Origin of the sequence: Actinoallomurus liliacearum (genome assembly GCF_039542035.1) — a bacterium.
Taxonomy (GTDB): domain Bacteria; phylum Actinomycetota; class Actinomycetes; order Streptosporangiales; family Streptosporangiaceae; genus Actinoallomurus; species Actinoallomurus liliacearum.
Genome location: NZ_BAABHJ010000019.1, coordinates 1 through 21,707 on the forward strand (window position 1 = coordinate 1; position 21,707 = coordinate 21,707).

General features: G+C 69.3%; 20 protein-coding genes and 1 tRNA gene. 10 read left to right on the forward strand and 11 right to left on the reverse strand.

From position 1 onward, the window contains the following. Positions 1-810: 810 nt before the first annotated feature. Both ABD978_RS25055 and ABD978_RS25060 read right to left on the reverse strand, forming a co-directional pair. Positions 811-1,677, reverse strand: a complete 867-nt coding sequence (locus ABD978_RS25055; protein ID WP_345359258.1) for a DUF2637 domain-containing protein — start codon at positions 1,675-1,677, stop codon at positions 811-813. Positions 1,678-2,159: 482 nt separating this feature from the next. Further along, positions 2,160-2,474, reverse strand: a complete 315-nt coding sequence (locus ABD978_RS25060; protein WP_345359261.1) for a site-specific integrase — start codon at positions 2,472-2,474, stop codon at positions 2,160-2,162. Between the two features lie 551 nt (positions 2,475-3,025). On the opposite strand from ABD978_RS25060, the gene ABD978_RS25065 reads away from it, so the two are divergent. After that, the gene (locus tag ABD978_RS25065; RefSeq protein WP_345359264.1) at positions 3,026-3,646 is read left to right on the forward strand and encodes a hypothetical protein; all 621 of its coding nucleotides are present in this window, start codon (positions 3,026-3,028) and stop codon (positions 3,644-3,646) included. Further along, positions 3,643-3,831, forward strand: coding sequence for a pentapeptide repeat-containing protein (locus ABD978_RS43970; RefSeq protein WP_425550756.1), 189 nt, complete (start codon positions 3,643-3,645; stop codon positions 3,829-3,831). The genes ABD978_RS25065 and ABD978_RS43970 overlap by 4 nt, the downstream gene beginning before the upstream one ends. Positions 3,832-3,948: 117 nt before the next feature. Here ABD978_RS43970 and ABD978_RS25070 read toward each other — a convergent pair whose 3' ends face one another. Beyond that, the gene (locus tag ABD978_RS25070; protein WP_345359267.1) at positions 3,949-4,575 is read right to left on the reverse strand and encodes a TetR/AcrR family transcriptional regulator; all 627 of its coding nucleotides are present in this window, start codon (positions 4,573-4,575) and stop codon (positions 3,949-3,951) included. Between the two features lie 75 nt (positions 4,576-4,650). Here ABD978_RS25070 and ABD978_RS25075 point away from each other — a divergent pair, with 75 nt between their 5' ends. Both ABD978_RS25075 and ABD978_RS25080 read left to right on the forward strand, forming a co-directional pair. Further along, entirely contained in the window at positions 4,651-5,082 is a 432-nt protein-coding gene (locus ABD978_RS25075; RefSeq protein ID WP_345359270.1) for a nuclear transport factor 2 family protein, read from the forward strand. Between the two features lie 292 nt (positions 5,083-5,374). Then, positions 5,375-6,820 carry an MFS transporter gene (locus tag ABD978_RS25080; RefSeq protein ID WP_345359273.1) on the forward strand — a complete coding sequence of 482 codons (1,446 nt, stop codon included), beginning with the start codon at positions 5,375-5,377 and terminating at the stop codon, positions 6,818-6,820. A gap of 159 nt (positions 6,821-6,979) precedes the next feature. Here the strand turns inward: ABD978_RS25080 and ABD978_RS25085 are convergent. Continuing rightward, positions 6,980-7,056, reverse strand: a tRNA-Lys gene (locus ABD978_RS25085). A 481-nt stretch (positions 7,057-7,537) separates the two neighbouring features. Beyond that, a complete protein-coding gene (locus tag ABD978_RS25090) occupies positions 7,538-8,521 on the reverse strand; it encodes an aldo/keto reductase (RefSeq protein ID WP_345359276.1) in 984 nt (327 codons plus the stop codon). A 465-nt stretch (positions 8,522-8,986) separates the two neighbouring features. On the opposite strand from ABD978_RS25090, the gene ABD978_RS25095 reads away from it, so the two are divergent. Further along, complete coding sequence (locus ABD978_RS25095) at positions 8,987-9,868, forward strand: DUF1963 domain-containing protein (protein ID WP_345359279.1); 882 nt, start codon at positions 8,987-8,989, stop codon at positions 9,866-9,868. A 21-nt stretch (positions 9,869-9,889) separates the two neighbouring features. Here ABD978_RS25095 and ABD978_RS25100 read toward each other — a convergent pair whose 3' ends face one another. Continuing rightward, positions 9,890-10,576: a LysR family substrate-binding domain-containing protein gene (locus ABD978_RS25100; protein WP_345359282.1), complete on the reverse strand. Its 687-nt coding sequence runs from the start codon at positions 10,574-10,576 to the stop codon at positions 9,890-9,892. A gap of 55 nt (positions 10,577-10,631) precedes the next feature. On the opposite strand from ABD978_RS25100, the gene ABD978_RS25105 reads away from it, so the two are divergent. Beyond that, the gene (locus ABD978_RS25105) at positions 10,632-11,015 is read left to right on the forward strand and encodes a DUF5997 family protein (RefSeq protein WP_345359285.1); all 384 of its coding nucleotides are present in this window, start codon (positions 10,632-10,634) and stop codon (positions 11,013-11,015) included. Between the two features lie 38 nt (positions 11,016-11,053). Here ABD978_RS25105 and ABD978_RS25110 read toward each other — a convergent pair whose 3' ends face one another. Next, positions 11,054-12,526: an ATP-binding protein gene (locus ABD978_RS25110; RefSeq protein WP_345359288.1), complete on the reverse strand. Its 1,473-nt coding sequence runs from the start codon at positions 12,524-12,526 to the stop codon at positions 11,054-11,056. Positions 12,527-12,670: 144 nt separating this feature from the next. On the opposite strand from ABD978_RS25110, the gene ABD978_RS25115 reads away from it, so the two are divergent. Both ABD978_RS25115 and ABD978_RS25120 read left to right on the forward strand, forming a co-directional pair. Further along, positions 12,671-12,850 (forward strand): alpha/beta fold hydrolase, encoded by a 180-nt coding sequence (locus tag ABD978_RS25115; RefSeq protein WP_345359291.1) that lies wholly within the window; start codon positions 12,671-12,673, stop codon positions 12,848-12,850. A 367-nt stretch (positions 12,851-13,217) separates the two neighbouring features. Then, positions 13,218-14,837 carry an FAD-binding oxidoreductase gene (locus tag ABD978_RS25120; protein ID WP_345359294.1) on the forward strand — a complete coding sequence of 540 codons (1,620 nt, stop codon included), beginning with the start codon at positions 13,218-13,220 and terminating at the stop codon, positions 14,835-14,837. Positions 14,838-14,889: 52 nt separating this feature from the next. Here ABD978_RS25120 and ABD978_RS25125 read toward each other — a convergent pair whose 3' ends face one another. The 4 genes from ABD978_RS25125 to ABD978_RS25140 form a co-directional block, all read right to left on the reverse strand. Then, the gene (locus ABD978_RS25125) at positions 14,890-15,924 is read right to left on the reverse strand and encodes a hypothetical protein (RefSeq protein WP_345359297.1); all 1,035 of its coding nucleotides are present in this window, start codon (positions 15,922-15,924) and stop codon (positions 14,890-14,892) included. 452 nt (positions 15,925-16,376) lie between these two features. Beyond that, positions 16,377-17,918 (reverse strand): carboxylesterase/lipase family protein, encoded by a 1,542-nt coding sequence (locus ABD978_RS25130; protein ID WP_345359300.1) that lies wholly within the window; start codon positions 17,916-17,918, stop codon positions 16,377-16,379. A 367-nt stretch (positions 17,919-18,285) separates the two neighbouring features. Next, positions 18,286-18,516 carry a hypothetical protein gene (locus ABD978_RS25135; protein ID WP_345359303.1) on the reverse strand — a complete coding sequence of 77 codons (231 nt, stop codon included), beginning with the start codon at positions 18,514-18,516 and terminating at the stop codon, positions 18,286-18,288. Positions 18,517-18,559: 43 nt separating this feature from the next. Continuing rightward, the gene (locus ABD978_RS25140) at positions 18,560-19,312 is read right to left on the reverse strand and encodes an SDR family oxidoreductase (RefSeq protein ID WP_345359305.1); all 753 of its coding nucleotides are present in this window, start codon (positions 19,310-19,312) and stop codon (positions 18,560-18,562) included. Positions 19,313-19,506: 194 nt separating this feature from the next. Between ABD978_RS25140 and ABD978_RS25145 the strand changes: the two genes are divergently transcribed. Further along, on the forward strand, positions 19,507-20,721 hold the full coding sequence (locus ABD978_RS25145; RefSeq protein ID WP_345359308.1) for a low temperature requirement protein A: 1,215 nt from the start codon (positions 19,507-19,509) through the stop codon (positions 20,719-20,721). Between the two features lie 62 nt (positions 20,722-20,783). Then, entirely contained in the window at positions 20,784-21,704 is a 921-nt protein-coding gene (locus tag ABD978_RS25150) for a DMT family transporter (protein WP_345359310.1), read from the forward strand. Positions 21,705-21,707 lie beyond the last annotated feature (3 nt).

The following is a 21,707-nucleotide window of genomic DNA, read 5'->3' on the forward strand; positions in this document are numbered from 1 at the left end:
CAGCCCGTCCGGGTCGCGACGACCACGAACGGGTCGGCCCCGCGCCTGCGGGGATGGTTCCTGCTCGATCTCCTCGCGGGTGGTGGCGGCGGCGTCGGCCCCGCGCCTGCGGGGATGGTTCTGCCTTCTCGATCGTCCTCAACCCCTCGGTGACGTCGGCCCCGCGCCTGCGGGGATGGGTCCGCGCCGACGGCCGTGGCGATCGTCGCGATCGCGTTGGCCCCGCGCCTGCGGGGATGGTTCGTCCAGTCGCTCCGACGAGAGCGGGGGGACTGAGTCGGCCCCGCGTGCGGGGATGGTTCCGCGGTGGCCGCCGAGTTGCCCGACGTCGTGCAGTCGGCCCCGCGCCTGCGGGGATGGTTCCTGGGTAAGCCGGCGGAATAATGGGCCAGGGCAAGTCGGCCCCGCGCCTGCGGGGATGGTTCGTTGATCGCCTGGTCATCGACGCCGTAGACCACGTCGGCCCCGCGCCTGCGGGGATAGTTCCGGGACTTCCGCCGCCGGTTCGCCCGGGAGATCGTCGGCCCCGCGCCTGCGGGGTTGTTCCGTGCCCAGATCGTAGAAGCTGATGCCGAGCTAGCCGGCCCTCCGCCCGCGGAGCTGATCGGCCAGCTAATAGCCATCACGCATGCACTGCCCCGACAAGATCGCGACATACGAGCAAACATGGAGCAGACACGGGCCGGAACGATCTTCGCCGGGATAGTCTGATAGAAAGAGACCGCAGGTCAGCGGCCAGGTGAGTGGTAGGGCGCCTGGGACTCGAACCCAGAACCCATGGATAAAAGCCCGCAGGTTCGATGTTCCAGCTCAAGCAGCACTCGTCTCTTGACCTGGGCGGCGAGTTGCGGAGTCGAACCGTCCGTTGAGGCCGGCTTGCTTAACGAGACGGCCCCAGCGTTCGCAACGTCCGAATTGTTCCGCGATCGCCTTACCGGTGGGCAGGTGCCCCGATTGCTCCTGGTTGGCGAGGGTCCACTGCCACGCCCGTTGCTGCAAGCCCCATGCCGCTCCCCCGCCTGTTTGCGGTGTCCGCTCGGCTCGCTCGGAGGTCTCCATCAAAACTGGGCTCGCCGTCGTGTCGGGATGCTCAGTGTGCCCCCTCTGAAGCTCATATGAGCCATCCGGCGAATCGCCTTCGATGGTATGAGCCTCGTATGAGGCGATACGGTCCTCGACTCGATCCGTATGAGCCGGGAAAGAAGCGCCTCCGATCGTCGTCGTCGCTTCGTATGCGGGCTGGTCCGGAACGGCACCATCGGTTACCGAGTCGGTATGAGGTTCCTCTGAAGGACCCGGCAGGCTCTGCGTGACGGCGTTTCTGACCTGGCGCATCAGCAGCTCATACGAGCCGATCAGAGCGCAACTCGGCCAGGCGGCGATCAGACGGCCGACCACCGAGGGTTCGGCCACCGCCACGTTCGCTGCCAGGCTCGCGGCGCTGCCGATAAGCAGTAGCACCCAGGGCAGCGGCCCGCTCCGCCGATGGCAGCGCGAGTCCATGAGCAAGGACATCGACGAGGTGACGATCATGCCATCGACCGAGATCGGAAGCAGGACAGCGGTCCACGAAGTCTCTCCGTATCGCCGGACCAGCAGATACATGTGTCGGTACGACACGAGGGCCGCGATCACGGCCAGCACGACCACGCTGAGAATCGCTGTCCAGCGAATCACCTGGTCACCGCGCCGTCTCGCGGAACCGGTGACCTTAGCCTCGGGACTTCCAGAAACCACGCTCGAGCTCCCGACTGGGGCTGGGCGACGAATGGGCGACGGCCACTTCCCGCAACGTCGCCGAACGTCGCTCAACTACCCCTTATCGAGGGCCCTGACCTGCACTTCCACGTATCACCGCAGGTCGCCGGATACCCGGCGCTACCTTGACACGGTAGAGGTCACTGGTTCAATCCCAGTATCGCCCACCAGATCAATGCAGGTCAGGCCATGCGCCTGGCCTGCATTTCGGTTTTTGATGCTAACGACCGGCTGGAATCGGGAGCAGATCGGGAGCAGGGTGCTCCACGGCTGATCGGGACTACCCATTCGATAGGTCGAGGTCGGTACTTTTCGTGGGTCGGGGTCACCGGGAGCAGTGCTCCCGATGATGCTCCCGGCCGTGCTCCCCCTCGGCACGAGATGGGTCGAGGTCACGACGATTACGCCTGGCGAGCGGTCAGAGTGGTCCATCGTCGCTCAAGCCGGTCCCCCGGCTTTTGCCGCATGGGATCGGTGACGTGGCTGTAGACACCGGCGATGCCGGGCATCCGGTGTCCCATCCGCTCGTACTTGAGAGCGTCTTCGATACCGAGTTCGTCCAGGACGGTCTTGTGGTGATGGCGCAGGCCGTGGAAGACCGCTCCGGGCAGGATGGGCGGCCATTTGCGGGCGGTGTCACCGTCGCAGGCGGGCCGCCATAGGCGGCGGGCGAAGTTCGATCGCCGATGCCAGTGACCGTCCGGGGTGATGAACACCTGCGGATGGTCATGACTATCGATGACCTCTTGGAGGAGGTCGGTCAGGAAGGGCGGCAGGTCGACGCGGCGGGCGGCGGCGTCGGTCTTGGGCGGGCCGAGCCACAGACGCGCGCCGACCTCGTGCAGTTAGGCCACCGCCGGCGGCGGCGAGCACGAGCGACGCATGACAGATCGGGGACCTGAACAACGGATCGGCCGTCCTTAACACATGCCACCGATGACCCCTCGCACCGCTGACAGAACCAGCACCACACGGTAGGAACCGTTTCCTGATCGGAGCGACGCTGAGCGTTACGAGACTCGCAGAGTCCCACTGAACCGGCGAGGACACCGCTGCAACGTTGCCAAGCCTCCAGGTCCCTGTCGACGTAGACGCCGTCGGTACCGGTCCCATGTCGGCCATAGTTTCTTGCAATCGCCGCGAAGGCGGTGGAATGAGCGGATGCGGGGAACACAAGCAGGACTTGTTGCTGCGGGTCTTACGGTCGTCAGTGTTGCGATATGGGCAGGGCGTCGGTCCCGAGCCGCCTCGGGTGTACCTGAGCCAGATGCGCAGCAGGCTCCGTCGCCGGATCTCGCCGAGGTGGTTTCGTCGGCCGCTCCGCGATCATGGCCGCGACGCCTCGGCCGCATCGGCGTTCTGCTCAGCGCGGGTGGTGCTTGTTCTGGGAGGCGGCTGGTTCCTGGCGTTGGGGCTCAAGGCTCCACGGGTGTGGGCGATCTGGTCGGAGGGCGCGGTCGGCGGCAGGCTGGTTCTCGTGCTGTTGTTCCGCGCACTTCTCGGACCGGTGGCACGCCGGATGGCTGGGGAGCACCGCGCGCTCGCAGCGCAGGAACGGGAGACCCTCTCAGTCAAGGACCGGCTGGACGCGGTGAACGCGGCCCGGCAGACCTTGATGCAGTCCGCGACGGGTGCGGTCATCATCGCCAGGGTGGTATTCACCGCCACCGGCCTGATCTACACCGCGCGTACGTTCCACGCCACCGAACAAGGCCAAATCACCGACCGTTACACCAAGGCGATCGAGCAGCTCGGCTCCGACAAACTCGACGTGCGGCTCGGTGGGATTTATGCCCTAGAACGTCTCGTCCGCGATTCAGCGCGGGACAATCACACCGTCTACGACGTCCTGGCGGCGTTCCTCCGGGAGCACGTCAAGCGGTATTGATCGTCATCGGCCGGCGCCAGCCGACGAGCGACTCCTACCGGCCGGACCTCACCGGTATCCGAGTTGAAGGTGCACAGCTATCGGCAATGCATCTCAGCAATGCGCAACTTACTGGCGCGAATCTGAACCGTGCGGTGCTGCACGACGCGGACCTTACAGCTGCGAACGACTGTTTGGATGCCTAATGGTCGAGTGGGGCTCGGCTTCCTCTCCTCGGCGCAGGACCGGGAACGGACACGGAGACGTGACATCTCCGCGGGCGCGTCGGCCGCCCGGTGAATTCCGGGGTGATCGGGCCGTCGTCAGAAGGCCGTGGATGGGACGGCGACAAGCTTGACGAGGAAACGGTCGAGCTGCTCCTCCAGCGGCGGCCATGGTAGGTCGGGCTGGTTGACGCGCATCGATACGGCGCCGTGGACGGCGGCCCTCAGGTCGAGCGCCACTATCGCGGCGTCGCCGGCCGGGGCGAGCCCGGCGTCCATGCATTGCTGGACCGCGGCGGTGGTGCGCTCGGTCAGTTCTTGTTTGAAATCCATGGCACGCCGCTGGTTGAGGGTGCTCTCGTGGAGCACCTTGTACAGGCCTGGGTGGCGCCGTACCCAGGCGCCGAGCAGGTGGATCCGGGCGCGCAGCTTGGCCACGGGGTCGGCGGCAGTGGACTCGGCCTGGTCGACGGCTTGGATGAGGTCCTGGTGAAAGCGCTCCAGGACGGCGAGGACGAGTGTGTCCCGGTCCTCGAAGTGGATGTAGACGGACGTCGCGGCGATGCCGACCTCGCGCGCGACGGCGCGCAGTGACAGCGCCTGGTCGTCACCGAGTTCGTCGAGCATCCGGAGCGCCGCGGAGATGATGTCCTCGCGCAGCCGTTCGCCCTGGCCTCGGGGGTAACGGCCGCGGGCGCTGCGTCGGGCGGGAGTGGTCGAGTCCATGGAGACGTATTGTATTCAGACAGCCGTATGGCTACAGTCGTAGGGCAACGACTGTTAACTAAGAGAGGGTCAGCCATGGACACCACCTCTGCCGCCCCTACGAACGGATCGGGAGACCCGGCGAATGTGAAGCTTGAACGAAACAAGCGGAACGTCCTGGCCTTCTACGAAGCCGCCATCAACGGCAAGAACTACGCCGCCGCGTCGAGGCTCATCGGCGACCGCTATGTACAGCACAACCCCTCGATCGCCGATGGTGCCGAGGGCCTCGAGCACCGCATCGAATTCATGAAGAAGACGTTCCCTGAGCTGCGGGCCGAGATCAAGAACATCTTCGCGGAGGGCGACTTCGTGATCGGGCACGTGCATGGGGTTCGTGTGCCCGGAGAGCGCGGCACGGCCATCGTCGACATCTTCCGGCTCGACGAGAACGGAAGGCTCATCGAGCACTGGGACGTGATGCAGGACATCCCGGAGGAAGCCGCAAACGAGAACGGCATGTTCTAGCGCCAGGAAGCAGCAAGGAAGCCATCGCCGACCGACTCTCCAGCGAGCGGCACGGCCACGACAATGGCCACGCCGCTCGCTGCGAGGGTCGCGCCACTGTGAACCGGCCGATCGGATCCCCGGCCTTCTCATGAACCGCGCCTCGCTGCCGGCCACTGGCAATGACCGGATCAATCAGATCCGTTCCTGAGGAGGCTGGGGCCGGCACGCGCCCGACCGCTGGCCCGCATTCGCCCCATAGTCCCTCCAGCCATGCGAACGCCGGACAAGCAAATCCCCCATGAGGTATGTGATGTCGATAGAAGTCCGTTCCAACCGACTTTCCTCCGACGACTCCGCCCTCCCGGACCCCCGGCGCTGGTGGGCGTTGGCCGCGGTCGCGACGGCCCAGCTCATGATCGGAATTGATATGACGATCATGAACATCGCACTGCCGTCCATGCAGAGATCACTCCACTTGTCCGATCCGCAACGGCAATGGGTGATCACCATCTATGCCCTCGGCTACGGCGGCCTGCTCCTCGTGGGAGGCCGGCTGTCGGACCTGGTCGGCCGCAGGCGCGGCTTGATGATCGGGCTCACCGGCTTCGGCCTGGCCTCCGCGCTCGGCGGAGCCGCTCTGGACCCGGCGATGCTGTTCACCGCGCGGGCTCTGCAGGGCGTCTTCGGCGCGCTGTTGACCCCCTCCGTCCTGGCGACGCTCGCCGCCGCCTTCCCCGCACCCGCCGAACGCGGCAAGGCGTTCGGGATCTACGGCACCGCCATGGGCAGTTCCTCCGGTCTGGGGGTCGTCCTCGGCGGAGTGCTCACCGACTACCTGGACTGGCGCTGGTGCATGTACGTGAACCTGCCGATCGCGGCGGTGGCCGCAGCGGGAACGCTCTACGCGATCCGGCCTGTGCCGCGCGTGGCGGGGGTGCGTGTCGACGTCACCGGAGCCCTGCTGGCCACCACTGGGCTGATGGCGCTGGTCCTCGGTTTCGCCCGGGCCGAGACGGACGGCTGGAGCGCGGCGATCACCATCGGGTCGCTTGCCGCGGGCGTACTGGCGCTGGCCGCTTTCATCGTCGTACAGAAGCGGGTCGCCGGGCCGCTGCTGCCCTTGCGCGTGGTCCTCGACCGCCGCCGTAGCGGGTCCTACCTGGCGGTACTCAGCCTGGCCGTCGGCATGTTCGCCGCACTGTTCTTCCTCACCTTCTACCTGCAGAACGTGCTCGGCTATTCACCGGTCAGGGCGGGAATCGCCTTCCTGCCCCTCACTCTCGGGCTGATGGCGGGGGTCCGAATGGTCAGCCCGCTCCTGATGCGAGCACAGGTGCGATGGCTGCTCTGTCCCGGCCTGCTGACCATCGCTGCCGGTCTGGCACTGCTCGGCCTCATAGGCGTCCACGGCGGCTACTGGCCGCACGTCTTCCCCGTATTTCTCCTGGTCGGTCTCGGCACCGGGTGGGTCCTGGTCACCGCCAACAGCACCGCGACCCTCGGAGCCGGAGCCGACACCGCCGTGGCCGGTGCCATGGTCATGACGTCACAGCAGATCGGCGCGTCCCTCGGCACCGCTCTGCTCAGCACCATCGCCGCAACCGCCGCCGCCGACCACCTTCGCACGCATCCCATCGCGCCGGCCGAGGCCGCCGTCCACGGCTTCAACGTGGCGAGTCTCGGCGCGGCCGCGTTCCTCTGCCTCGCCGCGCTCGCAGTCTTCCTCCGCACCGGCCGAGGCGGCTCCGCGCGTTAGCGTCGATGCCTTCACGCGCCTTCGTCACTCACTCCCACCGCGGAGAAGCGATCCCGACAAGACCACGACAAACGAGCGAACATGGCGCAGACGCCGGCCCGAAACGATCACCTTGGTAGCCGAACACAGCAAGAAAACGCAGGTCAGCGGTCAGATGAGTGGTAGGACGCCTGGGACTCGAACCCAGAACCTATGGATTAAAAGTCCACAGCGCCGCACAATCGCGCTACCGCACCGTGTTCCGCACTGCCGGTCCGTGCCGTTCAGTCCGCGTTCGCCGTCCCAACTCCAGCGGATCAGCCCGATGCCGTACCGGGTGCTGCCGGGCCGTGCCGCGACATACGAGCAAACGACGAGCAAACAGCGGTGCCCCGGTCGTCACGCCAAGGTACTCGGGAGAGCATCGCGGGCGCTCGCCGAAGGCATGGCCGCGACCAAGGATGCTGCTTCGCTGGCCAGGTGAACACGATCCTCGGTACCTGCTGCTGCGGGTGTGTTGATTCGTAGTACGGCCATGCACGGCGGGTTCGCTGCGGCGCCGAATTCGAGCGATTGTGCAGCGCGCGGTGGGTTGGCCGGTAACGGCCTGGAGCGTGGTGGTTGCGCGGAACGTCTGACGGGTGAGGGGCTGGGCCCGTAGGGTCCGGCCCTGCGCGAACAGTCGGCGGCAAGGGGTGGAGGGCAACCGGTGACGGCGAGCACGGAGCGGCGGGCCGTTCAGGCCCGTACGGGCGCCCGCTCGTCGAGAAGGCCCACCGCGACCAGATCGGCCCACACCTGATCCGGCACCGCCGCCCGGTACGCGGCGATGTTGGCCCGTACCTCGTCCGGTGAGCGCATGCCGACCACGATGCCGGCGACCGCCGGATGCAGCAGGGGGAACGCCATCGCCGCCTGGGGAAGAGTCACACCGTGTGCCTCGCACACGGCCGCGATCCGACGTGCCCGCCGCAGGATCTCCGGCGAGGCAGGCGCGTAGTCGAAGGACGCTCCCTCGGCGGGGCGAGGGGTGGCGAGCAGGCCGGAGTTGAAGATCGAGGCGGCCAGCACCGACACGCCGCGCGCGGTGCACGCCGGCAGCAGGTCCTCGAGCGCGCTGTGGTCCAGCAGCGTGTAGCGGCCGGAGAGCATCACCACATCGACATCGGTCTCCTCGACCAGTCTGGTCAGCATGCCGGGGTGGTACATGCCCGCCCCGACGGCGCCCACCACGCCCTGGGAACGCAGCTCCGCCAGCGCCGGGTACCCGTCGCGCAGCGCGTCCTCGAAGTGCTCCTCCGCGTCATGCAGGAACAGCACGTCGATGCGGTCCACGCCCATCCGGGTCACGGAGTCCTCGACACTGCGCAGGACACCGTCACGGGAGAAGTCCCACACCCTCCGGTGCGTGGCCGGCACGTGGAACGCCTCGTCCTGGCGTCCGGCCGGATCCTGCTCCACGAGGAGCCGTCCGACCTTGGTCGACAGGGTGAAGTCGCCTCGGGGCCTGCCCCGGAGGAACTCACCGGTTCGGCGCTCCGAGTGCCCGATGCCGTAGTGCGGCGAGGTGTCGAAATAGCGGATGCCGCAGCTCCAGGCCGCGTCAAGCGTGTCGGTGGCGGTGTCGTCGTCCAGTGGTGCGAACAGGCCGCCGAGGGGGCCGCCGCCGAAGCCCAGCTCCGTGACCTCCACCGTGCTGCGCCCCAGCCGTGTCGTCCTCATCCGGTGATCTCCTCCGTACGGCATCCACGTGCGACGCACAGAGTGTCGCGGCGCCGGACCCGCGCATCCAACCGGTTTTCGCCCCGGCAGGGGCGTCCGGGGCGCCGATTCGTCGCGTTCGAACGCCGGGTTCATAGGGGCGAGGTGAGTACGGGGGTCTCCTCGATCTCGCCGAGCCGGCCTTCGCTGACGGCCCGGTCAGCCGCAACTTCGGGCTCGCTATGGCCGAGTTGCCCGGCCACACCGCGAGGGGCCCCAGGGTGATGATCCCCCTGCTCAAGCCCCCGACGCTGACACGGTGTGATTCGCCGCGAAGTGTCGTCCTCTCGCACTACTGTCGCGTGCGCGGGGTCGGCGGCCGTCAGCGTGCTCCGGAATGGCGGCCGCCGACGCGGCGCCTCGTCCTGTCTCGCGAGCTCCCAACGCGAGAAAGGACGCATTCGCCTGGACGATCTGGAGACCCTTATGGTTTTCGCGAGTTACGAAGAAGCGCACGCGAAGGTGCGCGAGTTGTGCGTCGAACACCTGGGCGAGCACATCGGCGCGCAGGTCGCGGCGCTGGCCAAGCCCGCCTTCGGCCTGCGCCCGGTGAAGCCCGGCATCGAGCCCGCCGGCCTCGGCCGCTGGGGCGGCCCGGCCCTCCTGAACCCCGGAACGCCGTGGCCCGACTACGACGGCGTCCCACTGAGCCTCTTCGCCGTCCTGGACGTCGACGCCCTCGGCCCCTGGCTGGCGGACGAGCGTCCGCCCGTCGGCGACCAGCTCCTCAACATCTTCTACTGCGACCCCGACCCCGGCCGCGGATACGAACTCGGGAACGCCCCCATTCCTGACTACGAGGGCCCGCGATACTGCCGCATCATCCCGGCGGACCCGGCACGGGCGATCGAGATGGACGCACCCGCACCCGCGACGATCCGCGACCCCGAGCCGTTCTACGCCGTGCCGGTCATCACGATTCCCTCTGCCCAGGGCGTCACCTACGACCCGATTCTCGACACTCTGGACTACGGCGGCGAGACCGACGGATCCCCGTACTACGAATCCCTGCCCGGCTGGCTGATCGGGGACAAGCTCGGCGACGCCTGGCGCGACTTCTGCCACCAAGTGCAGGGCCTCTACACGTACGAGGACGTGCACTTCTCCCCGGACCAGGCCTTCGGCTGGCCGCACATGGAGAACACCTTCCCCCTGAAGGAGATGTCGGAGGACGAGCCGTACCGCCACATCATCACCATCGGCCACTACGACATGGGCGACGGCGGCTACCTGCACTTCGTCCTACCAGCGAAGGCCCTCCGCGACGGCGACTACACGCAAACAGTCGCCTTTCTCGAAGGCTTCTAACGTTGCAGTCCCGACGCCTTTTCAGGTCCGGCGGCGCGTCCGGCGGCGCGGCTTGGGAGTGGAGCGCTTTTGCGGGGGCTTCTTACGGGTGGGTTCTTGTTGCTGGGGGGTGCGGCCACGGGAGCTGTTGGGGGTGCGGCCGCGGACGATGCCGATCAGTTCCTCCATGAGGTCGGTCGTCGCGGCCTCGAGCCAGGCCAGGCCGATTCGGGACTGGGGGGCGTCGGTCACGGTGCGATAGGTGAGGTCTTTGCGGTGGTGGAGGCGGGCCAGAGACTGAGGGAGCAGTAGGACGCCGGCCCCCGACGCCACCAGCTCGATCGCGTCCGCCGTGCTCTCCGGACGGGTGAAGGCGGGCTGCCCAGGGCGGTCGACCCAGGGCAAGACCTCGTCGAGCGGCTCGAACACATCCTCGTCGGCGAGATCGGCGAGCTCCACCTCCTCGACCGCGGCCACCGCGTGATCCTTCGGCACCACCACCACGGTCGTCTCCAGGTACAGCGGGATCACGTGGAGGGCCTCGCGGTCGACGGGCAGGCGCACGAACGCCGCGTCCACGCCGCCGTCCCGCAGCAGGGGGACAGCCTCGGCGGCAGGCATCTGGATCAGCCGAAGCGGCACCTCCCGCACCCGCTCGGCCCACACCCCGGCCCATTTCCCGGGCGTCACCCCCGGGGCGTAGGCCAGCCGGAACTCGCCCTTGGTCATTTTCTCAGCCTAGCCGCGTCCAGACGGCTCCCTCCCGCTGGCTACCCTTGATTTCATGAGCACGTCCAAGGCGAAGACGCCGCAGACCATGAAGCCGGCGACCGCGGCCAAGAAGCTGGGGATCCTGCTGTCGGCAGCGCCCGCCGAATTCCAGGAGGGCGTCGTCTCCCGGGACGAGCTGAACGCGCTCCAGGCCGACCCGCCCTCTTGGCTCGCCGACCTGCGCCGCATGGGCCCCCACCCCCGCCAGGTCGTCGCCGCCAAGCTCCGCGTCTCCGCCTCGGGCCTGGCCCGTGCCGGCATCACGGGCCCCCTCACCACCGCCGAGATCGAGACCTTGAAGGCCGAAAACCCCGACTGGCTAGAACGCGAGCAGGCCATCCAGACCAAGGTCCGCCAAGAGGAGCTCCGCCTCAAGCAGCAGCGCGCCAAGGCCTGACCCACGGGAACGAGGTAGGGCTCTGCAGCTGGATGCCCCTACCAATCTGCCCGACGTGTCCGTTGGGCTGACGACCAACGCCAGGGGCGTGTATAGGCCACTCCCCCGCCAGATCGGTCCCACTCTCGTGAACATCTCGTACGCGATCCGCAGTTCGGCGCGGGCGTCGGCGCGACGTCGGCGCCGCCGCAGCCACTCGCCGAACAGACTCTGAAGTAGGCGTGACCCCACCAACCTGACGCCCTGCACCGGGTGAGCAGGCCCAGCCCCCAGGGGGTGCCGCTGGCCTGGGCGCGCTCTTCCATACAAGCGAGCGCGGCCTTCGCGGCGTTGTGGTCCCCGCTCCGCACGCCCGCCTCGACGATCTCATGCAACGAGCGGGTGGCGACGCCGGGCTTGTCGCGCTCGAACGAGGGCAGGACGCAGGCCAGCGCTTCGCTGTAACGTCCGAGGCCGATCTCCAGGACGGCCAGGGAGTTCATGATGAAGTCGTCGAAGCCGATGTCCTCTGCCGCCACCGCCCGCGTCTCGGCCTCTCTGCCGCTCCAGGCCAGGAGCTCGATCCGCTGGATCCCCCTGCGGTGCGGCTGCCCGACGACGTCGGAGAGTTCCGCCAGCTCGTCCTGGAGCGCGTCGGCCGCCTCGAATCGGCCTGCCCGCAGTTCCCAGGTGGCCCCGACCATGAGCGTGGTCCGGAGCGTGCCCAGCGCCCCGTTGCCCCGATCGTAGGCTTCGAGCCGCTTCCACGCCTGACGGCCGCCCTCCTCGTCCCACACGTCATCGGCCGCGAACATGCTGATGACGGCGAGGGGGAGGCCCTCCTCGGCGAGGCTCTCGTCCGTGCCCAAAGCGGCCAGCGCGCCGCGCAGCAACGGCACGGCGGATCGGTAACCGACGGCGACGCGCGTGGCGTAGCCGTTCAGGAACAGGTCGGTGTAGGTCGGTTCCGCCGACTTCGCCGCGGGTGACGCCAGCACTTCGCGGGCGAGGTCCTGCAGGGTGAGCGTGGCGACGCGGTCGTCGGTGAACAGGATGGCCTGGAGCGCCTCGAACATCATCTTCCGGGCCAGACGGGCGTCCAGACCGGCGATCGACTCGGCCGCCTCCAGGAGGATCGCGGGGGCGGCGGCGAACCGGCCGGAGTACATTTCGGCCGTCGCCCTGGTCTGACGGGCGAGGGCGCGCAACACGGGATCGTCGAGACCGTGCTCGGCCCGGTCGAGCATCCCGCCGGCGGCGGCCGGATCCCCGAGCACGAGGTGGGCGCGGGCCGCCGCGACGAGGCGCGCCGCCTGGTCACGGGAATCGGGAGACAGGTTCGCCGCGCGGGACAGGAACGCGGCCTGCGCGGTATGGCCTCCGCGTGACCGCGCGCGTTCGGAGGCTTTCTCGAGCTCCGCAGCCACCTCCTCGTCGAGTCCGATCGCGGCCTCCGCGCGGTGCCACGCGTGACGGTCGGGATCGAGCACGGGATCGCTCACAGCGGCGAGGGCCACGTGGACGAGCCGCAAGAAGGGCTCCGTCAGCCCGGAGGAGGTCTCGGTGTTCGCCGGCTACCTGCGGGACAAGGCCCATCTCCAGGCGAGCCTGGCGTGGTTCCGTACCCTGCCGCAGGACATGGTGAACGACGCCCGCTAAAGAAGACCAAGATCACCATGCCCGTACTCGCGATCGGCGCGTCGGGGAGCCTCGGCTCCTTCGTGGGCGACCAGGCGAAGCAGTACGCCAAGCGCGTCACCGGCGTCGTCGTCCCCGACTCCGGCCACTGGATCCATGAGGAGCATCCGGCGGAGATGACGAACCTCCTCCTCCACTTCCTGAAGGGTTCGTCATGACCGCTCTGCCCGGCTCCGCGGAGCCCTTCTGGTTCCTCGGCGGACAGGTCCGCGTGCTTCTGCCCGGCCGGATGACCGGCGGCGCCCTCTCGGTCATGGAGTTCACCGACGCCGCCGGGCCACGCGCCGCCGCCGCACGTCATCGGAGCGAGAACCCCATTACCAAATCGCCGCCGTGGAGAGAAGCGGGCCAGCGCCCGGATCCCTTGGGGAGTGGCTCCACCTGCAGGAAGGTGATGGCTCCCTTTCCGGCCGGACGGCGGGTCCTTAGCTTCGAAGGTCCGTACATCGATCGCGGTCGGGCGATGCGGCGGTGGGGGGCGAGGCAGTTGCTCGATCGCACATGATCCTCTGAAGGAGGACGACCATGGTCGAGTCCACCAGACGCGCCCTTTTGCGTGCAGGCGCGGCGGCTGCCGTGTCAGGTCCTGCAGCCGCGCTCGCGGCTTCCTGGCGTGCGCCGGTACAGGCCGCTCCGCAACTCGGAGGCGGCCGTGCGTTCGGTACGGTCACGGTGGGTCCGGATGACCCGCGCTACCGCTCGCTGGCGCTCAGGGCTTACAACCGTCGCTTTCAGGGCAAGCCCGAACAGATCCGAATGGTCGGCTCGACAGAGGACGTCGTACGCGCGGTGGACGAGGCGGTACGCACGAAGCGGCGGATCGCCGTGCGCAGCGGCGGCCACTGCTTTGAGAACTTCGTGGACGACCCGGACGTACGCCTGCTCGTCGACATGGTCGCGATGACGCAGGTCGACTATGACGAGCGCCGCAACGCCTTCATGGTCGAGGCGGGAGCGACGCTGGGCGAGGTGTACCGGAAGCTGTTCCTCGGCTGGGGCGTGACCATCCCCGGCGGAACCTGTCCCAGCGTCGGGGCAGGTGGACATATCTGCGGCGGCGGATACGGGGCGCTGTGCCGCATGTACGGCCTGACCGTCGACCACCTGTTCGCGGTCGAGGTGGTCGTTGTGGACCGGTCGGGCAAGGCCAGAAGCGTGGTGGCCACCCGGGAACCGTCAGATCCCAACCGGGACCTGTGGTGGGCGCACACCGGAGCCGGGGGCGGCAACTTCGGAATCGTCACCCGCTACTGGTTCCGCTCCCCCGACGCCCAAGGCACCGACCCCGGCCGGCTTCTGCCCAGGCCGCCTTCCACAGTCCTGAGCTACTCCTTGGACTGGCCATGGGCGGAACTCGACCGGGACTCGTTCGTCAGGCTGATGCGCAACTACGGGGAATGGGGCGAGCGCAACTCGGCACCCGGCTCCCCCACGGCCGCCCTCTACGGCGAGTTCGCCCTCTCCGGCAAGCCCAGCGAGACCATCGGCATCTCCGGTCAAGTAACCGCCGGCAGCGGTGCGGAGCGAATCCTCGACGACCTGGTGACCACGCTCGGCCGCGGCGTCGGCGCACGGCCGGTGCGGCAGTCGTCCACCCTGCCCTGGCTCGCCTCGGCGACGCAGGCGGCCAGCGGCGACTCCACACCCTTCGACCGCCGCCTCAAGTTGAAGTCGGGGTATCGACGCCGCCGCTTCACCGACCAGCAGATCGCCACCGCCTACCGGCACCTCACCCGGGTCGACCACAACGATCCGAACGGTCACTTGTTCATCAACACCTACGGCGGGCGCGTCAACGCCGTCTCCCCCGGCACGACCGCGATGCCGCACCGTGACTCGATCTTCCTGATCGGCTTCCTCGCCGGCTGGCAGGGCGCGGCCCAGGACTCCCGGCACCTGACGTGGATGCGCGAGTTCTACCGCGACTTCTACGCCGGTGGCGGCGGCGTTCCGGCCGGTGAGGACGACGACGGCGCATTCATCAACTACGCGGACGCGGACCTGGCCGATCCTCGGTACAACACGTCGGGCACTCCATGGCACGCCCTCTACTACAAGGACAACTACGCACGGCTTCAGCAGGTCAAGCGTCGCTGGGGCCCGCGCGACGTGTTCCACCACGCGCTATCGGTCCGTCCCGAATGATCCTCTCGCGGCCCGTCCGAGTCGGCGAGAATCGGCAGGTCGAAGCACGGAGTCACCTGTTGGTACGGGTCGCCCATATCGCATTGTGGCCGTCGTAGATCACCAAGTTGTAGTCGGCCTGGAGCACCAGCGTCGCGCCATTGTGACCGGGCGTTCCCGACGCCCAGATCGCCTGTCTGCCGTTGATGTAGACGACCAGATTCCCGTCGGTTTGGAACTCAGCGTACGCGCCGGCGTGATGCGTCCCGGTGGACCAGATGATCTTGCTGCTCGTGTCGCGCAGCACGAGGTTGCCGCCCGTCTGCATGGTCAACGCGAGGCGGTTCGTACGCAGGGTCTTGCCCGGGTTGAGGTCGTATGACGCGTGCACTTCGAGTGCCCACGGATTCCCGCCCGACATCGGCTTCTCACCCGCCGGGACGCCCTTGCGGGCCGTTTTAGTCGAGGGACCGCTCTTTTGGGCCGCATGGGCGCGAGGCGCGTGGGTGCTCGGTGAAGGTTTGCCGGCGGCCTTGGGCTCGGCGCTCTTGGTGGCCGCCGGTTTGTGCGTCGCGTGTGCGGAGGGTGTCGAGGTCGGGGTGGCCGACGGGGACATGGAGGTGTACGCGCCCGGCAGAGGCTGCTGGCCGTTGCCGGCCAGCACCCTGTCGGCCGTCGCCGCGGCGGGGTGCTTCTTGGCGTGGTGCGAGCCCGTGCCGATCAGCAGGATCGGGACCGCGAGCAGGACGACCCCGCCGATCGCGACCGCGGCCAGCACGGGTTTCCTCGGCCGGTCCGGCGGCATCTCCTCATCGTTCACCGCACCGATCTGCGGGGCGGCCGCCACCGCGACGTCCGTGTCCGGAGCGGAGTCCTCCTGCTCCTTCGCCGGTGTGTCCTTCGGCCGCTCTTGGTTCTCGTCGGCCTTCTTCTCCTCGGTGGCGGACCGGTCGCCCTCATCGGCCGGCTCGGCGTCGGCGGCCGGCGCCAGGTCTCCGGCGGCAGGCGCTAGATCTCCGGCCTCCTCGATGTCCGCCTTGGGCAGTTCCACCGGCCGACGGATACCGAGCGACTCCGCGCGTTCGCCGGGTCCTGACTGCGAAGACAAGATCGCTCTCCTTAGGTCTGCATCAGATCGTGGGGGCACCGCGTCCAGCGGCGCGTCGGCCAGGTGCTGCGGGACGTCCCTCCCGCTGCGGGCACATGCCGGCGCAGCGCTTCGTCGAGCCGCACCAGCGTGGCTCGGTCGGCGTCGTCCAGGGCTCCGGTCCGGTCGGTCCCCGGTCCGGCATCCTCCGGCGGGTCACGATCTACCTCCGGTGACGGATTCGGTCGCGGCGAGAGAGATGGGCCGATCGTCCGTGCATCTCCCCCACGCGAGGGCGCGGCGGTCCAAGATCGACCCCTCGCCCCGTACGCAGGCGGTATCGGCGGTAGGCCGACCCCTCGGTACGGCATACGAATCCCACCGCGTTCGGGTTCACCAACGGACGGCTCCGTTTTCGGGGGGAGTTCCTGCTCGAACGTCGGGCCGGGACGGGCGGGCGTTCCTTCGGGCCGCTACCGATCGAGCAGCGGAAGTGCCGGGAAGGTGTGCTGCCGCCACAGCAGCCGGGAGGCCTCCTCCGGGTAGGCGGTGACGGCCGGTCGGGTGTCGAGGAGCTGGACGAGCCTCCGCTCGGCGTCGTACGCGGGCCAGCCGGGGTCGCCGTCGGCGGCGAATGCCGTCCACGCGGCGCGGATCCGTGCGGACAGCGCCTCCCCCTCCGCGGAGGGGGTTTCGCCGATCAGCATGGCGGGCCGGCCACTGCTCAGGTTGCCGAAGACGAGCGGTACGTCGAGGCCGTGGCAGGCGCCGAGGGCGCCGCCCATGCCCGGGGCGGGCCAGGTCAGCTCGTAGACGTAGGTCCGGCCGCCGGAGGCGGCGTGCGCCTGCGCGAGGTGGAGCGTCGGCATGCGGAACAGCCAGTCGGCATTGACCAGTTCGTACAGCTCCTCCGGGCCGGCGGCCGGAAAGCCCTCGCGGTAGCGACGGGCGCCGTCCGGTCCGGGGGCGAGGGTGTGCAGGACGGTTTCGGCCTGTTCCTCGGTCACCTGGCCCAGCACGCCATCGATCAGGCTGAACAGCCGGTGCTCGTCGCGGACGTGGCCCACGAGCAGGTCGACGTTCCGGCCGGCACCGTTGGCCAATGCCTGCCAGGGCGTGGCCGGCAGGACGTCGCCGTCGACGACGGGTGAGAACGGGATCGGCCGGTGGGTGATCGGGCCCCAGCGGTCTTTCCACCGGTCGATCTTCGCGGCGACGGCGTCGCCCGCGGCGGGCAGCCGGGAGGGGTCCACGGCGGACAGGTCGGCCGCCGTGGGCCGCACCCCTAGTTCGGCGGCGCAGGCGGCGGCGATGTCGGCGGCGAGCTCCCGCGAGAAGAACGTCCCCGGCACGCTCTGTGCGATGGCCCGGCGGAAGAGCCCGGCCGCCCGCGGCATGGCCAGTAGCGCGGCGACCGATCCACCGCCCGCCGACTGACCGAAGACCGTCACCCGGTCCGGGTCGCCGCCGAAGGCCCGGATGTTGTCACGCACCCACCGCAGCGCGGCGACCTGGTCGAGCAGGCCCCGGTTGGCGGGGGCACCGTCGATGTGCGCGAAACCCTCCATGCCCAGCCGATAGTTGAGCGTCACGACGACGACGCCGCCGGCGGCCAGCCGGCCTCCGGCGAACTCCGGAAGGCTGGACGCGCCGATCACGTAGCCGCCGCCGGGGATCCACACCAGCACCGGCAGGCCGGCCCCCGGGGCCGGATCGGGCGACCAGACGTTGACCGAAAGCCAGTCGTCGCCCGCCACCCCCTGCGCGAGCCCGTCCATCCCGAGCAGGCCGGCCTGCGGAGGCGGCGGGCCGTAGGAGACCGCCGCCCGCACCCCCGTCCAGCCGCGTACCGGCCGCGGTGCGGCGAATCGGAGCGCACCGACCGGCGGCTCGGCGTACGGGACGCCGCGGAAGACCGCCAGCCCCGCCTCCCGGCTGCCGCGTAACACCCCGGCCGTCGTACGGACCTCGAGCTCGGGCGCGGACTCGGACGACTTGGCTGCGGTGGCGGTCACGACGGTTCCCCTCCGGCGAATCGGGCGGCCGAGCCCGACTCCGCGGATCATCCCACCCGCGTCGAGATACCGGCCAGCCATTTACCGCCGGGGCTCCCCCGCGGACACGTGGTACTGGGTCGGCCTGCGTACCTGGAGAGGCGAGCACTTCCCGCTCCAAGTGCAGGCGTGGAACAAGGTGTGAGCCGGCCAGCCACCATGCGGTGAAGGCCCCGGCGGCGTCCGCCGGGGCCTTCGACGGCCCGTTCCGGGAGGATCAGCGCGCGCAGGCCGGCGGGACGGCGACCGTACGGGCCCGACACCGCCGGTCCGGTCAGTGGCACCCACCGCAGCCGTTGGCCGTACGCGACCTGCCCGATGAGGCGGCTCAGGCGCCTTCGCCGGTGCCACGTCGGCCTGAACGGGAGTCGCCTTCCAGCCCCTCGACCGCACCGAGGAGGGCGCGGAGCCCGACCTCTTCGCGCTGGACGTCGGTGGGGTCGAACAGCCACTTCGAGGGCGGCAGTTCGGCGGACTCCTCCGGGCGGCTCAACTCCGACGCGGTCAGTTCCGCCTCGATCTCGACCTCGAGTTCGATCACCGGATCAGTGCCGGACATGGGAGCGACCTTTCTGGTTCGTGGGTGTAGGACGGGCTGGGCACTATTCGCCGGCGTTGCTCGCCAGCCAGTCGGCGTACTTGAGCTCGCCGAGGGTCGCGCCCTCGCCCGGCACCAGGTCGCTGTCACGCATCTCGGCGCCGAAGTAGTGCGCGTGCGGATCGGTGACCACCTCACGCGGGTCGCCCCAGGCCGCCAGGGCGCCGCGGAAGAACTCATCCATCCGGAACCGCTCGGGGCCGGCGATGTCGAGCCGCCCGTTCAGCGGCGACCCCACCGCGGTCCGGCCGACCGTCTGCGCGACCTCCTCCCCCGCGATGGGCTGGAACAGCACCGGAGGCATCCGCACCGTGCCGCCGTCGGCGGCCTCGTCGGCGATCCGCCGGGCGAACTCGAAGAACTGCGTCGCGTGCACGATCGAGAACGGGATCGGTGAGTCCTTGATCAGCTTCTCCTGAGCGACCTTCGCCCGGAAGTAGCCGATGTCGGGCCGCCGTTCGGTGCCCACCACCGACAGCGCGACATGGTGGCCCACTCCGGCCTTCTCCTCCGCCGCCAGCAGATTGCCGGTGGAGGTCTGGAAGAACTCCAGCACCGCCGCGTCCTCGAAGGACGGGGAGTTGGACACATCGATCACCACGGACGCGCCGTCCAGTACCTCGGCCAGCCCTTCGCCGGTGAGCGTGTTGACGCCGGTGTTCGGCGAGGCCGGAACCGCCTCGTGGCCGTGCTCGCCGAGCTTCGTCACGAGCTTCGACCCGATCAGGCCGGTACCGCCGACTACCACGATCTTCATTGACAAGCCTTCCTGTCCGCCGGGGCGCTCTGTGCGCCATCCGGTCGCCAGCTAAGACAGGCCACCCGTCCGGGCTGTGACACCTCGGACGAAAAATCTTTAGGGTCGCGGTTGTTCGGCCCGAGTTGTCACAGGAGAGGGCGCTGCCCGGTCTTCGTCAGCGGGACGGACGTATGGAGCGATGGGAGCAAGGCGTGCCGCCGACAGACACCAGGTACCGGATCCGGGTCCGGATGACCCCGCGCGCGATCGACGAGCCGCACCGCACCTCCAGCCCGCTGGAGCTGTTGTTCGATCTCACCTTCGTGGTGGCCGTCGCGGCCGTCACCGACCGGTTCGCACACGACGTCGTCGGCGGGCACGCCCTGGCCGGGATCGCGCCGTTCCTGCAGGTCTTCTTCGCGGTGTGGTGGGCGTGGATGAACTTCACCTGGTTCGCGTCGTCGTATGACACCGACGACGTCCCCTACCGGCTGCTGACCATGGTGCAGATGGCCGGCGTGCTGGTGCTGGCCGCGGGTGTGCCTGCCGCGGCCGACCATTCCGACTACGGCGCCGTGACACTCGGCTACCTCATCATGAGGTTCGCGCTCGTCGCCCAATGGCTGCGGGCCGGGGCCGCGGACCCCGCAGGCCGGCGTACCGCGCTGCGCTACGCCGGCGGCATCGCCATCCTCCAGGCGGGCTGGATTCTGCGTCTGGTTCTCGCCGAGACGGGCGACCTGGCGTCCCCGGCCCAGCTGCCGTCCTTCATCGGCCTGGCGGTTCTGGAGCTGGCGGTGCCGCGGTGGGCGGAACGGACCGCGCCCACCAACTGGCACCCGCACCACATCGCCGAACGCTACGGCCTGTTCACGATCATCCTCTTCGGCGAGAGCGTCCTGGCGGCGTCCAACGGAGTCGACCGGGCGCTCGAAGCGGCCGAGCTCAGCGGTCCCCTCGTCGTCATCGCCGTTTCGGGCCTCGTCCTGCTGTTCGCCCTCTGGTGGCTCTACTTCCTCGCCCCGGTCGGCGAAGGTCTCAGCGACCGGCGCCACCGGTCCTACCTGTGGGGATACGGCCACTACGGCATCTTTGCCGCCCTCGCGGCCCTCGGCGCCGGCCTCGAAGTCGCGGTCGAGCAGACCGGGCACGACCTCGATGCCTCTCCCCTCGCCATCTGCTACGCCGTGGCGATCCCCGCCGCGGCGTTCGTCACCTTGCACTGGCTCGTCCACAGGCCACTCATCGCCGAACCCGTCATCCGGCCGGCCGCGGTGCTGTCCGCCGCCACCGCCGTCCTGCTTCTTCCGTTCGCGGCGCCGCGGACCGGAATGGCCGCCGTCATCGCGGCGATCGCCGGCGTCTGCGTCCTGATGACCGCCGTCACCATCCTCCCGAAAGCCGACCGCGAGGCGTGGACCCCGTGACATTCGGCGCCTGAGGAACAGCGACTATCCCCGGTAGGCCGGTGGAATCTACGGTCGTGGCCGTGACCCTTGTCTCCGAGCGGCCCGTGCGGTCGCGTTCCGTCCGCGGGCCCGCGCTGTGCCTGGCCGCCGCCACCGGGTTCGGGCTGTCGGTGGTGTTCGCCAAGGAGGCCGACCGCGCCGGCACCGGCGTGGAGTCCATGCTCGCGATCCGCTTCGCGATCGCCGCCGTCGTGTGCTGGGCGATCGTCGCCCGGCGCCGTCCCGCGTTCCCGACCCGCCGGGCGCTGCTGGCCTGCGCGGGACTGGGCCTGGTCGGGTACGCCGCCCAGTCGGCGCTGTACTTCACGTCACTGACCAGGATCGACGGCGGACTGGCCGCGCTGCTGCTGTACACCTACCCGGCGCTGGTGACGTTGGTCGCGGTGGCCCGGCGCCGCGAGCACCTCGACGCCAAGCGCGCCGCCGCGCTCATCTGCTCCGCGGCCGGCCTGGCGCTGCTGCTCGGCTCCGGTCACCTCGGCGGCACCGACCTGGCCGGTGGGATCACTCTCGCGCTCGGCTCGGCAGGGCTCTACGCCCTCTACCTCACCGTCGCCGACGGGCTCCCCCACGACCTCGACCTGTTCCTCACCTCCGCGATCGTCTGCACCGGCGCCGCCCTCAGCCTCACTATCTGGTGCGCCGTCACCGGGTCAGCCGACCTGCCCGACCGCCCTGAGGGCTGGCTGTGGGTGATGCTCCTCGCGGTCGTCTCCACCGTCATCCCGTTCGTCTGCACCTTCGCCGGACTCCGCGCCGTCGGCGCCTCCACCGTCGCGATCCTGTCCGGCGCCGAACCCATCGTCACCGCCGCCTCCACCGCCCTGATCTACGGAGAACGCCTCGGACCCGGACAACTCCTCGGCGGCACCGCGGTCCTGGCCGCCGTCGCCCTCCTCAGCAGCGGGCGCGGGCAGGACCCGCAGCTCAGGGCGGCGTAGCTC

What these genes read in the sequence shown, in the direction of transcription:
- ABD978_RS25065 (WP_345359264.1), top strand. Translation starts at nt 3,026, where the DNA reads ATGCGCAGCAGGCTCCGTCGCCGGATCTCGCCGAGGTGGTTTCGTCGG.
- ABD978_RS25070 (WP_345359267.1), bottom strand. Translation starts at nt 4,575, where the DNA reads ATGGACTCGACCACTCCCGCCCGACGCAGCGCCCGCGGCCGTTACCCC.
- ABD978_RS25075 (WP_345359270.1), top strand. Translation starts at nt 4,651, where the DNA reads ATGGACACCACCTCTGCCGCCCCTACGAACGGATCGGGAGACCCGGCG.
- ABD978_RS25080 (WP_345359273.1), top strand. Translation starts at nt 5,375, where the DNA reads ATGTCGATAGAAGTCCGTTCCAACCGACTTTCCTCCGACGACTCCGCC.
- ABD978_RS25090 (WP_345359276.1), bottom strand. Translation starts at nt 8,521, where the DNA reads ATGAGGACGACACGGCTGGGGCGCAGCACGGTGGAGGTCACGGAGCTG.
- ABD978_RS25095 (WP_345359279.1), top strand. Translation starts at nt 8,987, where the DNA reads ATGGTTTTCGCGAGTTACGAAGAAGCGCACGCGAAGGTGCGCGAGTTG.
- ABD978_RS25100 (WP_345359282.1), bottom strand. Translation starts at nt 10,576, where the DNA reads ATGACCAAGGGCGAGTTCCGGCTGGCCTACGCCCCGGGGGTGACGCCC.
- ABD978_RS25105 (WP_345359285.1), top strand. Translation starts at nt 10,632, where the DNA reads ATGAGCACGTCCAAGGCGAAGACGCCGCAGACCATGAAGCCGGCGACC.
- ABD978_RS25115 (WP_345359291.1), top strand. Translation starts at nt 12,671, where the DNA reads ATGCCCGTACTCGCGATCGGCGCGTCGGGGAGCCTCGGCTCCTTCGTG.
- ABD978_RS25120 (WP_345359294.1), top strand. Translation starts at nt 13,218, where the DNA reads ATGGTCGAGTCCACCAGACGCGCCCTTTTGCGTGCAGGCGCGGCGGCT.
- ABD978_RS25135 (WP_345359303.1), bottom strand. Translation starts at nt 18,516, where the DNA reads ATGTCCGGCACTGATCCGGTGATCGAACTCGAGGTCGAGATCGAGGCG.
- ABD978_RS25140 (WP_345359305.1), bottom strand. Translation starts at nt 19,312, where the DNA reads ATGAAGATCGTGGTAGTCGGCGGTACCGGCCTGATCGGGTCGAAGCTC.